Here is a 12,609-nt window from a genome sequence, read left to right as displayed (position 1 = left end):
CACCCTGCATCATGAGCTCGCGAGCCTCGGCGAGGCCCCTGCGGGACCCACGGTTGTTCGTGGCGTCGCCCGTCACGGCGAGCGCCTCTGGCAATGGCACGCCAGCGGCGACCATCGAGCTGAGGATCCGGCAGAAGCGCTCGAGGACCGCATGACGGACGATGTCGCCCAGAACCGGCAACCTCAAGAGGAAGGTGTCCCGCACGTTCTTGCCGCGCTCCGTCTGCAGCGCCAGGACCAAGCCCACCACGAAGGTTCCAGTGCCGAGGCCCATGGCCCACCACCACGCCTGGAAGAAGTCGGCAACGCTCATGATGATGCGGGTGGGAAGCGGCATCTCGGCGTCGAGCCCTGCGAAGAAGTCCCGGAACTTCGGGAGCACGTACACGCCGAGGATCACGACCGAGACGAGGGCCATCACGATCACGACCGCCGGATAGGTCAGTGCGCTGACCACCCGCTGTCGGGCCTCGAGATCCCGCTCGATGTACTGGGAGAGCTGGTCGAGCACGACGTCGAGGTTGCCGGTGAGCTCGGCCGACCGCAGGATTCCGAGGTAGTAGGACGGAAAGGCGTGGGGGTGCTGCTCCGCAGCATCGGCGAAGGTCATGCCTGCGCGCAACGACTCTGTGATCTCGGTAAGGACCTTCTTGAGCTCCTTGTTGGCTGTGTCCTCCACGATGGTCTCGAGGCCGTCGATGATGGGGATGCCGGCCTTGATGAACACCGCCAGCTGGCGGGAGAAGTGCATGACCTCCTTGCGAGGCACCTTCTTCTTGGTCAGCTCCAGCTGGAGGACGCCCTTCTTCTCGTTGACCTCCACGATCTCGAGGTCGCGGCCCACCAGGGCGAGCCGCGCCTGGGTGAGGGTGACGGCCTCCTCGACACCCTTGAAGGCGACACCTTCTGCGTTGAGTGCGGAGTACTTGAACTTCGCCATGTGATCCCCTGCCTCAGGCCGCGTAGATGGTCTTGACGACTTCGTGGATGGTCGTGACGTTGTGCTCGACGAGGGCCATGGCCTCGTCCTTGAGGGTGCGCATGCCCTGCTGGATGGCCATGCGGCGCAGCTCGTCCTGGCTGGCCCAGCCCACGATCAAGCGCTTGAGCTCGGGCGTCACCCGCAGCAGCTCGTAGACGCCCACCCGGTCGCGGTAGCCGGTGCCGGCGCAGAAGTTGCAGCCCACCCCCCGGTAGAACTTCCGCTTGGTGCCTCCCTCGGAGAGCTCGACGTAGAAGTCCTTCTCCTCGCCGCTGAGGGTGTAGGGCTCCTTGCAGGTGGTGCAGATGCGGCGCACCAGGCGCTGGCCCACCACCGCCCGCACCGAGCTGGCGATCAGGAACGACTCGATGCCCATGTCCAGGAAGCGGTGCAGGGCCAGCACCGAGTCGGTGGCGTGGATCGACGACAGCACGAAGTGGCCGGTGAGGGCCGACTGCACGGCGATGCGGGCGGTGTCGACGTCGCGGATCTCGCCGACCAGGATCACGTCGGGGTCCTGGCGCAGGATGCTCTTGAGCCCACCGGCGAAGCTGAGGCCGGCCTGCTCGTTGATCTGGATCTGGTTGATCGAGGGGAACACGTACTCGACGGGGTCCTCGATGGTCATGATGTTGCGCTCGGTGGCGTTGAGCTCGGCGAGGGTGGCGTAGAGCGTGGTGGTCTTGCCCGACCCGGTGGGCCCGGCGCAGATGACCATCCCGTACGGCGAGCGGACCATGGCCGAGAACGCCTCGTGGGTGTCGTCCGGCATGCCCAGCTCGGCCGCCCTGAACAGCGGCTTCGACTTGTCGAGCAGGCGCATGACCACCTTCTCGCCCTGGATGGTGGCGGTGGTGGACACCCGGATGTCGAGGGCCCGGCCGTCGATCTCGGTGGCGATCTGGCCGTCCTGCGGCCGCCGCCGCTCGACGATGTTCATGCTCGCCATGATCTTGACGCGGCTCACCAGCGCCGGGCCGATCTCACCGGGCAGGGCCAACACGTCGTGGAGGGCACCGTCGATGCGCAGCCGCACCCGGACCCGGTCGCCCTGGGGCTCGATGTGGATGTCCGAGGCCCGATCTCGCAGGCCCTGGGTGATGATCAGGTTGACCACCTGCACCACCGGGGCGTCGTCGGTGCCGGAGTCGGGCCGCACCGCCTCGGCCGCCCGGCGCAGGCTCTCGGCGGTGGTCGCCTCGAAGGCCCGCACGTGCTGGTCGATGTCGGCCAGCGCCCGGTACGAGGTGTCGATGGCCCGGCGGAGGTCGGACGCCGCCGCCACCGCCAAGGTGACCGTCCGACCGGCGGCCACGGTCAGGTCGTTGAGCGTCTCGGACGACACGTCGGCCACGGCGACCACGAGCGACTCCTCATCGAGTCGCAGCGGGATCGCCGTGAACCGACGTGCCGACGTCTCCGCCAGCAGCGCCACGGCCTCGGGGTCGGGCGTGTTGCGGCGGAGGTCGGCCAGCTCCAGCTCGAACTGCTTGGCCAGCGCCTCGGCCAGGTCGAGGTCGTCGAGGACCCCGAGCTCCACCAGGAGGGTCCCGATGCGCTTGCCCGACGCCGACTGCTGCAGCAGCGCCTCGGAAAGCTGACCCTGGCTGATGCGGTCGCTTCGAACCAGCAGCTCACCCAGCAGCTCTGAGGGCTTCGGAAGGGTGGCGACGGGGGCGGGCGGCGCGGGGTCCTCAGCCGGAGCCGCGCCAGCGCGGAACAGGGACATCACCGCCGCCCTTCGGGAGACGTGACGAGCGGTGGCACTGAGAGGGTTTCGATGTGCATCTCGTCAGCCAACTCCGGAGGTCAGCCCAGGTCACCCCCACTTTTGGTGATTCCGACCCAGCATGGGCGGTTGCTCCCGGAATGCCCGCTATTGCAGGGGTGGGTCAACGCAGTCGGTGGTACCGCCACCGCCGCCGGCGAGGGTCTCCCGCACGATCGGCTCCACGAAGCCCGACCCGGGGTCGCTGGTGGTGAGGAAGCGCAGGATGGCCCGGGCGATGGCCTCGCCGTGGGCCTGCTGCACGTCGGGGCGGGCCAGCAGCTCGGCCTCGGCCATCGACGCCGAGAGGAACAGCCCCTCGGAGATCACCGCCGGCACCCCGGCCGAGCGGCGCAAGATGCCGTAGTAGTCGCCACCCTGGCTGTTGAGGCGCACCTTGGCACCGGCGTCGACGTTGCCGCTCCAGGCGATGCCCTCGTAGCGGCTGAAGGCGGCGGCGACCTCCTCGTGCAGCAGGCCGGCGAGGCGGCGCGACTCGGGGTCGGCCACCTGGTGGTACACCTCGGTGCCGGGGCGGTCGAGGGGGCCGTCGTGACCGCCGTTGTGGTGGATCGACACGAACGCCCGAGGCTGGAGGGCGGTGGCGATGGCGGCCCTGGTCTGCAGCGTCACCCGGTAGTTGGCGTAGCGGGTGAGCATCACCGACACCCCGGCCTGCTCGAGCGCCCGGTGGGTGTGGGCGGTCACCACGTCGTTGAGGTCGCGCTCCACCAGCCCGTTGGGGCCTACCGAGCCGGTCTCCCGCCCGCCGTGGCCGGGGTCGAGGACCACCTCGGCGCTGGTGAGCGGGGTCCCGCCCGCCACAATGGCCTCGACGGCGCACGGCGTCATCACCCTCCAGCCGCCCTCTGCCGGCCCGACCACCGGGACGATGATCCCGGTGGTGGTGATCAGGGCCGCGGGCTGCACGGCGGCGGGGGCCTCGGTGTCGGGGGGTGGTGCTTCGGTGGCCGGAGGCGCCGTGGCGGTGGCGGGCTTGGCGTGGGGGACGGCCCGCTGCAGGCCCGAGGTCGAGTCGCGGCCCACCCCGCCGGCGCAGGCCGTGACCGTCACCAGGAGCGCGATGAAGACGATGAGCAGGGGCCGCCGGTGCACCCCACCATGGTGGACCACGAAGCCACCCGCGCGTCCGCGGCATGCCACATCGCCCGATTTGCCCCTTGACACCCTCAGAGCTCCGGTCGTATCATCGAACGTATGTTCGAGAGTTTGAGCGAGCTACGAGAGGCGTCGGTCGCGCTGGCCGGCCGCTTCGAGCCGGGCACGCTCTCCGCCGACGACGCCGCCGTGGCGGTTGCCGACGCCGCCACCATCGAGAACGTGGCATCCACCATCAAGGCGCTGGCAGCCGCCCGCCTCGCCGCCACCGACCGCTGGCGGGCCACGGGCGACGCCTCGCCTGAGGAGTGGCTGGCCCGCCAGACCGGCACCTCGAAGAGCCAGGCCCAGGCCGCCATCCGCACCGGCAACCGGCTCGAGCAGCAACCCGAGGTCGGAAGCGCCGCCCGGGCTGGCACGCTCTCGGCCGGTCAGGCCGCCGAGATCAGCGAGGCGGCCGCGTCCGACCCGGCCGCCGAGCACCGGCTGGTGCAGCTCGCCCGGAGCAAGGCAAGCGTCGGCGAGCTCCGCGACGAGTGCCGCCGCACCCGGGCCGCCGCCGACCCCGACCCCGACGCCACCGCCCGGCGCATCCACCGCAACCGGTCCCTGCGCGAGTTCACCGACACCGAGGGCGCGTGGAACCTCCAGCTCCGCGACACCGTCGAGAACGGCGCCACGGCCCGGGCCGCCCTCCAGCCGTTCATCGAGCAGGCCTTCGCCGACGCCCGCAAGGCTGGCCGGCACGAGTCGCACGAGGCCTACGCCGCCGACGCCTTCATCGAGCTGTGCCGCCGCTCGCTCGCCGCCGGCCGGCAGCCCTCGCCGGCGGCCGAGCCCCACGACGGCGCATCCACCGCGCCGAAGCCGCCGCCCTACCTCGGCATCCTCCGGCTCGACATCGCCGCCCTCCAGCGGGGTTCGGCCGAGGGCGACGAGGTGGTCGAGATCGCCGGCCTCGGCCCCGTCCCCGTCGCCACCGCACGGGAGCTGCTCGGCGACGCCGTGCTCAAGCTCGTGCTCACCAGGGGCGTCGACGTCGCCAACGTCACCCACCTCGGACGTGGCCCCACCGTCGCCCAGAAGGTGGCCCTGCTCTGGACGTCGCCGATCTGCGAGGCGCTCGGCTGCAGCCGCACCCGCCGGCTCGAGAACGACCACCGCACGCCCTGGACCGCCGACCGGGTCACCGAGCTCCACAACCTCGACCGCCTCTGCGGGCACCACCACCACAAGAAGACCCACGAGGGGTGGTCCCTGGTCGATGGCAAGGGCAAGCGCCCCATGGTCCCTCTCGACGACCCCCGCCATCCCCACCATCGGAGTGCAGGAGGGGCTCGGGGCCAGCCACCACCGGACGAGGGGCTCGAACGCCCCGGTGACCCCGCACCGGGCGACGACGAGGCCCGTCGCGTCGCCCGCACCGCCGAGGGCCGAGCCGGCCCGCCGGCACCAGGTGACGCCGACGGGGTTGCCGATGGGAACGCCGGCACGGCCTACGCGGACCAGCCGCAGCTCGACCTCGGCCGCCCCGACGCGGCCTGAGGTCGGCGGCGCTTGGCCGTTGGGCGGGCTACGGCGGGGGTGACGCCTCGTAGGCCTCGACCAGCCAGCCGATGAGCTGGTCGTCGAGGTCGTCGGGTGACGCCACGTTGGCCACGTGGTGGTAGCGCCCGTGGTAGGCCACCACCTTGCGGGTGATGGTCGGGTGGGTGACGGCGCGGTCGAGCGAGAACGACAGCGCCGTCCAGCGCTGCATGGTCCGCAGCTGGGCGAAGCTGCGGGCGCGCTTGAGGAAGATGCCGACCGACACCGGCTCCACGTGGATGGGCCCGATCCCCTCGAGGCGGGCCATCACTGCCTCGAAGATCGGACGCTCGTGCGCCGGCCCGGTGGAGAAGTACTCCTCGATCGACATGGCCGGCGCGCACTCGTGGCCCTGGTTGGCGCGTGAGAACTGCCGGTCGCACTCGGGGCATCGCCAGGCGGGCACCCCGCCATCCTGTCAGCGCACGATCCGTCGTGCTCCCGGCGCCGACTGCGAGGATGCGCCGGTGACGACCGCGCCGCCCGACGACGCAGCGGCCCGCTGGAACCACAACATCCACCTCCAGCCGGTGGTGACCGGAGCCGTCCCGCCCGGCTGCGATCGGGTGCTCGACGTGGGCTGCGGCGAGGGCACCGTCACCCGCGCGCTGACGCTGCGGGCGAGGCACGTGACCGGCCTCGACCCCCACGCCCCCAGCATCGGGCTGGCCCGCTCCCAACCGGTGCCTGACAACGTCGACTACGTCGTCGGCGACATCCTCGACCCGCCATTCGAGCCGGGGAGCTTCGACGCCACGGTGGCGGTGGCCGTGCTGCACCACATGGACTGTCCGGCGCCCTGATCAGGATGCGCGACCTGCTCCGGCCGGGCGGCACCCTCGCCGTCCTCGGCCTCGCCCGGTCCCGCTACCCGACCGACCTCGCCCACGACGCTGCCGGCGCGGTGGCGACCCGGATCCTCAAGCGCGGGCGCGGCCGCACCTACTGGGACACGCCCGCGCCGATGGTGTGGCCGCCCCCGCTGACGTTCGCCGAGACGAGGACGGTGGTCCGGGCGGTGCTGCCCGGCGCCCGGTACCGCCGCCACGTGCTCTGGCGGTGGTCGGTCGTCTGGACCAAGCCCACCTGACCGACGCCACTCGCGGCACGGCCGGGGCAAACGAGGTCCGCACGAGGCGGTGAACCACGACCGCGCCGCCCACGCGTCCGCGGCTCCACGACCCGCCCGAGGTTCTCGGCACGCCTGCTGCTCCCCAGGCACCAAGGACGTGCCGAGAACGACGGGGCCTACGGTTCCCCAGGCACCAAGGACGTCCTGAGGTTCTCGGCACGCCTGCTGCTCCCCATGCACCAAAGACGTGCCGAGAACGACGGCGCCTACAGGGCCTTGACCACCTCGGCCATCAGGTCGCCGGCCTCGGTGGGGTTCTTGCCCACCTTGACGCCCGCGCCCTCGAGGGCCTCCATCTTGGCGGCCGCGGTGCCCTTGCCGCCGGAGACGATGGCGCCGGCGTGGCCCATCTTCTTCCCGGGCGGGGCGGTGACGCCGGCCACGTAGGCGACGACCGGCTTGGACATCTCCTTGGCGATGAACTCGGCGGCCTCCTCCTCGGCGGTGCCGCCGATCTCGCCGATCATCATCACGGCCTTGGTGTCGGGGTCGGCTTCGAAGGCGCGGAGGCAGTCGATGAAGCTGGTGCCGGGCACCGGGTCGCCGCCGATGCCCACGCAGGTGGTCTGGCCGATCCCCTTCTGGGTCAGCTCGTGCAGCGCCTGGTAGGTGAGGGTGCCCGAGCGGCTGACGATGCCCACCGGGCCGCCGCCCATGGCGATCTCGCCGGCGGTGATGCCGATGTTGGTCTTGCCGGGGCTGATGATGCCGGGGCAGTTGGGCCCGAGCAGCTGCACCGTGGGGAAATCGCGCTTGAGGCGGTTGTAGAACAGCGCCTCGTCGTGAGCCGGTACGCCCTCGGTGATGCAGACGATGAACTCGATGCCGCCTTCGGCGGCCTCCAGCACGGCCGAGGCCACGCCTGGGGCAGGGATGAAGATGCACGAAGCGTTGGCGCCGGTCTCCTTGACGGCGTCGGCCACGGTCGCGAAGACGGGGATCCCGTCCACGTCGGTGCCGGCCTTCTTGGGGTTGGTGCCGGCCACCACCTTGGTGCCGTAGTCCCGGTTGCGCAGGCCGTAGAACCGGCCCTGGCTGCCGGTGAGGCCCTGGTAGACGACCTTGGTGGTCTCGTCGACGAAGATGCTCACTTGACGCTCCTCTCCGAGGAGCGTCGGCGCTCGCATCGGATGACTGTGTTCATGGTTCGCTCCGCTGGCGCTGCGCTCACTTGCTACTTCCCTCCAGCCAGCTCGACGGCCTTGCGGGCCGCGTCGAGCATCGTCGGCTTCGAGATCAGCCGGTCGGACTCGTGCTCCTTCAAGATCGCCCGGCCCTCGTCGGCGTTGGTGCCGTCGAGGCGGATGACGATCGGTGACGAGATCTCCACGCGGCCGAGGGCCTGGACGATGCCGTTGGCCACCTCCTCGCCGCGGGTGATGCCGCCGAAGATGTTGATGAAGATCGACTTCACCCGCTCGTCGTTGTTGATGACCTCGAGGGCGTTGGCCATCACGTCGGCGTTGGCGCCGCCGCCGATGTCGAGGAAGTTGGCCGGCTCGCCGCCGACCTGGTTCACCACGTCGAGGGTGCTCATGGCCAGGCCGGCGCCGTTGGCGATGATGCCGACGTCGCCCTCCAGGCCCACGTACTGCAAGCCCTTCTCCTTGGCCGCCGCCTCGCGCTCGTCGCGCACCTGGATGGCGGCGTAGTCGTCCCACTCGTGGCGGTACTCAGCGTTCTCGTCGAGGGTGACCTTGGCGTCGAGGGCGTGGACCCGCCCGTCGGGGGTGAGGATGAGGGGGTTGATCTCGACGAGGTCGGCGTCGCCCTCGGTGTAGGCCCGGTAGAGCTTGAGGAGGATGTCGACGGCGCCCTCGGTGGCGTCGGGGTTGAGCTTGGCGGCCGCCACCCACTCGCGGCAGACCTCCTCGCTGAGGCCGTCGACGGGGTCGACCCAGATCTTGGCGATGGCGTCGGGGTTCGACTCGGCCACGGCCTCGATCTCGACGCCGCCCTCGGCCGAGAGCATGCCGAGGTGCTTCTTGGCCCCGCGGTCGAGGGTGAACGAGGCGTAGTACTCCTCGGCGATGTCGGAGGCCACCTCGATCCAGATCACCTCGACGGTGTGGCCCTTGATGTCCATGCCGAGGATGTTGGAGGCGTGGGTCCGCACCTCGTCGGCGGTGTCGGCCAGCTTGATGCCGCCGGCCTTGCCTCGTCCGCCCACCTGAACCTGGGCCTTGACCACCACCGGGTAGCCGATGCGGTCGGCCACAGCGACGGCCTCGTCGACGGTGGTGACGGCGTCGCCGTCCGACACCGGGATGTCGAAGCTGGCGAAGAGCTGCTTGCCTTGGTATTCGAAGAGGTCCACTCGGGCGGGTTTCCTTGCTCGTCGGGTACGTGGGTACGGGGCTCGTGGGGGTGCGGGGCGGGAACGGGTCGAACGGTGGTCCGTCAGTCGGCCGCGCCGGCGAGGTCGGCCTCGCGGGCGTCGAGGGCCTCGGCCAACCAGGTGGTGATGGTGGTCATGTCGGCGCCTGGGGTGAACAGCTCGGCGATGCCGAGCTGCTTGAGCGCCTCGATGTCGGGCTCGGGGATGATGCCACCGCCGAAGACGACGACGTCGCCCAGGTCCCGGGCCGTCAGCTCCTCGAGCAGACGGGGGAACAGCGTCATGTGGGCCCCCGACAGGACGGAGAGGCCGATGGCGTCGGCGTCCTCCTGCAGCACCGTGGCGGCCACCTGCTCGGCCGTCTGGCGCAGGCCGGTGTAGATGACCTCGAAGCCGGCGTCGCGCAGCGCACGGGCGATCACCTTCGCCCCCCGGTCGTGACCGTCGAGGCCGACCTTGGCGACGACGACTCGGTACGGGCGCTGCACGGTCAGGGATACTAGGACGGTGCCCGTCGGCCCACCCCACCCGCAGGACACCCGGTGAGGCGCGCCGGCCGGCCCACGACCGCCCAGCGGGCGGTGGTCGCCGGGGTGGCCGTGCTGCTCGGTGCGGCGATGGTCTTCGCCCTGGTGCTCGTCCTCAGCCGCCCCGGTGAGCCCGGTCCCGACGGCCGGGGGGAGGTCCAGGTCCGCCTGGGCGACGAGGAGTTCCGTGCCGGGCGGACCGACCGCCTCGCCGCCCGCATCGCCCGCGACGGACGCCCGTTCCTCATCGCCGACGCCTCCCCGGCGCGGTCGCGCGACATCTACCTCCAGCACACCGGCGGCGACGAAGACGAGGGGTGGCTGGCCTTCGCCGCCCGGGCCCCGGACCAGGACGACCGGGCCTGCTCGCTGCTGTGGATGCCCGACGAGGCCCGCTTCGCCGACCCGTGCACCGGCCAGCGCTTCCCCGCCGACGGCGAGGGGCTCACCCACTGGGCCACCAGGGTCGACGACGGGGTGCTGTACGTCGACCTCCGCCGGGAGGTCGACCACCCCCGCCGGCCCGACGCCTGAGCGTCGTCCCGCGCCCAACCTGGCCGCCGTTTGGCCACCGACGCCCTGCGCCCCGTAGTTTTCTTCTCACATCGCACGAATCGGACAGGGGAACCCGCCATGACGCCCACCCGCAGGCCCGCCCGACTGGCAGTCGCGCTCGCCGCCCTCCTGGTCCTGAGCGCGTGTTCGGGCAACGACGACGAGGAGTCGCTCGAGACCTCGGGTGACCGCCAGACCACGACCTCGGTCGACGGCGACGGCGGCGACACCGATGAGGCTGGCGACGACGCACCGGCCCCCGGCTCGACGACCGACGATGCCGAGGCCGCCGGCGACGGCGACGGCGCCGAGGCAGGGACCGGCGACCCGGCCCCGGGCGGCGGTGACGGCTCCACCACCGGCGGCAGCACCGGCGGCGGGGGAGGCACCCCGTCCGGCCAGACGTCGAGCCCCTCGGCGCCCGACCGCCCGATCGTGCCCCGAGCGGGGACCTACACCTACGAGCGGACCACCACCACCGAGGGCTCGAGCCCGGAGACGGCGCGGACCGACTCGGTGGTCGAGCGCCTGAGCGGCGACGACCGGGCAGGCCGGGTGCGCCTGGCCGCCGAGGGCCCGCAGGGCAAGATCACCAGCGAGGCCGACGTGTCGTCCGAGGCCACCCTGGTCGACCTCTCCATCATCGAGTCGCCCCTCGGCGAGATCCACTGCGACTGGGAGCCGAACTGGATGCTGGTCGGCCCCTACACCAAGGGCAGCACCTGGGACTTCGCCAGCTCCTGCCGCGACGAGAAGCCCGGCCTCACCGTCGACATCGAGATCTCCGGCACCGGCACCGTCGTGGGCTACGAGCAGGTCGAGGTCAACGGCGCCACGGTCAACGCCTGGGTGATCGAGACCACCACGGTCACCGACATCGCCGTCACCTCCCCCACCGTCAACGGGACCCAGCACTCCGAGTCGGTGAGCCGCCGCTGGGTCGACCCCGCACTGGGCATGTCCGTCCGGGACGAGTCCACCAACGACAGCTCGGGCGACTTCCAGAACGGCCGGAGCACGATGGTCAGCGTCCTCGTCGGCCAGAAGAACTAGCCCAGGCCGAACTCAGCTCGAGACGGGCCGGAGCTCAGAACAGGTCGAGCAGCTCCCGCTTCTGCACCTTGGTGGTGCCGGTGCGGGGCAGCTCGTCGACCACCAGCACCCGCCGCGGCGCCTTGTAGGACGACATGGCGCCCTTGGCCCACGCCACCAGCTCGGCGCCGGTGACCTCACCGCCCGGGCGGAGGCGCACCACCGCCACCGGCACCTCCCCGGCGCGCTCATCGGGCAGGCCGAGCACCGCCGCCTCCACCACATCGGGGTGGGCCTCCAGGGCCCGCTCGACCTCCACCGCGAAGACCGAAAACCCTGACTGCTTGATCACGTCCTTCTTGCGGCCGGCGAAGGAGACCATCCCGAGGGCGCCCTTGCGGGCGAGGTCGCCGGTGCGCAGCCAGCCGTCGTCGGTGAGGGCAGCAGCGGTGGCGTCGGGGTCGCCGTGGTAGCCCTCGAGCACCCCGGGGCCCTTCACCAGCAGCTCGCCCACCACCCCGGCACGCACCTCGTGCCCGTCGTCGTCGACCACCTTGAGGTGGTAGCCGGGCAGGGCGACACCCAGGGCGTCCTCGCCGAAGGGCCACTGGAGGCCGGGCGGGGAGATGCGGGCCGCCGCCCCGCCCCCGAGCTCGACCATGCCGTAGCCCTCCACGAAGGTGGCCTCGCCCACGTTGAGCCCGATGCCGGGCAGCGTGACGGTGGCGCCCATCGCCTTGAAGCGCTTGGCCAGCTCGGGCGGCATCACGTCGGCCCCTGACGCCCACACCCGCACCGACGCCAGGTCGCGCCCCTCGGCGCCAGCGTCGAGCATCATCCGGTACATCGCCGGCACGCCGATGAACATCGTCGCCCGCCGCTGCTCGATGGCGTCGAGCACGGCGTCGGCGTCGAAGCGGGCCAGCAGGCGCACGGGAATGCCGGCCACCGCCAGGCCGAGCAGGGCGGCGAAGCCCATGATGTGGGCCACCGGCAGGGCCAGCACCGCCTCGTCCCGCCGGATGCCCGCAGGCCAAAGCGCAGCCGAGCCGACCTGGCCCAGCAGGGCCCGGTGGGTGAGACGGGCGCCCTTGGGCTTGCCCGTGGTGCCCGAGGTGTAGAACAGCGCCGCCACCGCACCCGGGTCGACCGGGGCCGCCTCGGCGAGAGGGGCGGTGCCGGCGGCAGCGTCGTCGAGCTCACCCGCTGCTCGGATCACCCACCCGGCGCCGGCGTCGCCGACGACGTGGTCGACCTCGTCCTGGCTCATGCGGGGGTTGACCGGCACCGGTACCCCGCCGGCGCGCGACACCGCCAGGCAGGCGAGCAGGAAGTGGTACCCGTTGGGCAGCGCCACCACCACCCGGTCGCCCACCGTGATGCGGGCGTCGATCCCGCCGGCCCACCGGGCGACCCGAGCGGCGGCCTGGCGGTGGGTCAGCTCGAGCCCACCCGACTCGCTCACGAGCGGGCGGTCGCCGTGGACCACGGCAAGGCGCTCCATCAGCGTCCCGAGGGCGAGGTCGCGCCCAGCGAGGAGACGTGCGCGTCCGAGCAGTCGCTTCATGG

Annotated in this window: 13 protein-coding genes; 5 read left to right on the top strand and 8 right to left on the bottom strand. The window is 71.8% G+C overall.

The features are described from left to right. From VMN58_13180 to VMN58_13170, 3 genes are all read right to left on the bottom strand, one after another. Positions 1-940: type II secretion system F family protein (locus VMN58_13180; GenBank protein HUF34151.1), on the bottom strand; the 940-nt coding region annotated here is incomplete at its 3' end. Positions 941-953: 13 nt separating this feature from the next. Continuing rightward, complete coding sequence (locus VMN58_13175; GenBank protein HUF34150.1) at positions 954-2,711, bottom strand: GspE/PulE family protein; 1,758 nt, start codon at positions 2,709-2,711, stop codon at positions 954-956. A gap of 147 nt (positions 2,712-2,858) precedes the next feature. Next, positions 2,859-3,866, bottom strand: a complete 1,008-nt coding sequence (locus VMN58_13170) for an N-acetylmuramoyl-L-alanine amidase (protein ID HUF34149.1) — start codon at positions 3,864-3,866, stop codon at positions 2,859-2,861. Between the two features lie 102 nt (positions 3,867-3,968). On the opposite strand from VMN58_13170, the gene VMN58_13165 reads away from it, so the two are divergent. Next, positions 3,969-5,414: a DUF222 domain-containing protein gene (locus tag VMN58_13165; GenBank protein HUF34148.1), complete on the top strand. Its 1,446-nt coding sequence runs from the start codon at positions 3,969-3,971 to the stop codon at positions 5,412-5,414. A gap of 28 nt (positions 5,415-5,442) precedes the next feature. Here VMN58_13165 and VMN58_13160 read toward each other — a convergent pair whose 3' ends face one another. Further along, positions 5,443-5,862 (bottom strand): DUF5655 domain-containing protein, encoded by a 420-nt coding sequence (locus tag VMN58_13160; protein ID HUF34147.1) that lies wholly within the window; start codon positions 5,860-5,862, stop codon positions 5,443-5,445. Positions 5,863-5,923: 61 nt separating this feature from the next. Between VMN58_13160 and VMN58_13155 the strand changes: the two genes are divergently transcribed. Together VMN58_13155 and VMN58_13150 are read left to right on the top strand one after the other, a co-directional pair. Further along, positions 5,924-6,259 carry a class I SAM-dependent methyltransferase gene (locus tag VMN58_13155; GenBank protein HUF34146.1) on the top strand — a complete coding sequence of 112 codons (336 nt, stop codon included), beginning with the start codon at positions 5,924-5,926 and terminating at the stop codon, positions 6,257-6,259. A gap of 5 nt (positions 6,260-6,264) precedes the next feature. Beyond that, the gene (locus VMN58_13150; protein ID HUF34145.1) at positions 6,265-6,546 is read left to right on the top strand and encodes a hypothetical protein; all 282 of its coding nucleotides are present in this window, start codon (positions 6,265-6,267) and stop codon (positions 6,544-6,546) included. Positions 6,547-6,794: 248 nt separating this feature from the next. Here the strand turns inward: VMN58_13150 and sucD are convergent, their stop codons facing one another. The 3 genes from sucD to VMN58_13135 are packed head-to-tail and all read right to left on the bottom strand — an operon-like array spanning position 6,795 to position 9,414. Continuing rightward, the gene (gene sucD, locus VMN58_13145) at positions 6,795-7,715 is read right to left on the bottom strand and encodes a succinate--CoA ligase subunit alpha (protein ID HUF34144.1); all 921 of its coding nucleotides are present in this window, start codon (positions 7,713-7,715) and stop codon (positions 6,795-6,797) included. 47 nt (positions 7,716-7,762) lie between these two features. Beyond that, positions 7,763-8,992: an ADP-forming succinate--CoA ligase subunit beta gene (gene sucC, locus VMN58_13140; GenBank protein HUF34143.1), complete on the bottom strand. Its 1,230-nt coding sequence runs from the start codon at positions 8,990-8,992 to the stop codon at positions 7,763-7,765. Next, entirely contained in the window at positions 8,989-9,414 is a 426-nt protein-coding gene (locus VMN58_13135; protein ID HUF34142.1) for a cobalamin B12-binding domain-containing protein, read from the bottom strand. The genes sucC and VMN58_13135 overlap by 4 nt, the downstream gene beginning before the upstream one ends. Positions 9,415-9,468: 54 nt before the next feature. Here VMN58_13135 and VMN58_13130 point away from each other — a divergent pair, with 54 nt between their 5' ends. Further along, positions 9,469-9,987, top strand: coding sequence for a hypothetical protein (locus tag VMN58_13130; GenBank protein HUF34141.1), 519 nt, complete (start codon positions 9,469-9,471; stop codon positions 9,985-9,987). A 99-nt stretch (positions 9,988-10,086) separates the two neighbouring features. Continuing rightward, positions 10,087-11,061 (top strand): hypothetical protein, encoded by a 975-nt coding sequence (locus VMN58_13125; protein HUF34140.1) that lies wholly within the window; start codon positions 10,087-10,089, stop codon positions 11,059-11,061. A gap of 34 nt (positions 11,062-11,095) precedes the next feature. Here VMN58_13125 and VMN58_13120 read toward each other — a convergent pair whose 3' ends face one another. Beyond that, positions 11,096-12,607, bottom strand: coding sequence for an AMP-binding protein (locus VMN58_13120; GenBank protein HUF34139.1), 1,512 nt, complete (start codon positions 12,605-12,607; stop codon positions 11,096-11,098). Between the last annotated feature and the right edge of the window lie 2 nt (positions 12,608-12,609).

The organism is Acidimicrobiales bacterium, from assembly GCA_035512495.1.
In the GTDB taxonomy this organism is placed as follows: domain Bacteria; phylum Actinomycetota; class Acidimicrobiia; order Acidimicrobiales; family CADCSY01; genus DATKDW01.
Note: the sequence above shows the minus strand (reverse complement) of the source record. Positions and strands in the feature narration are given on the sequence as shown.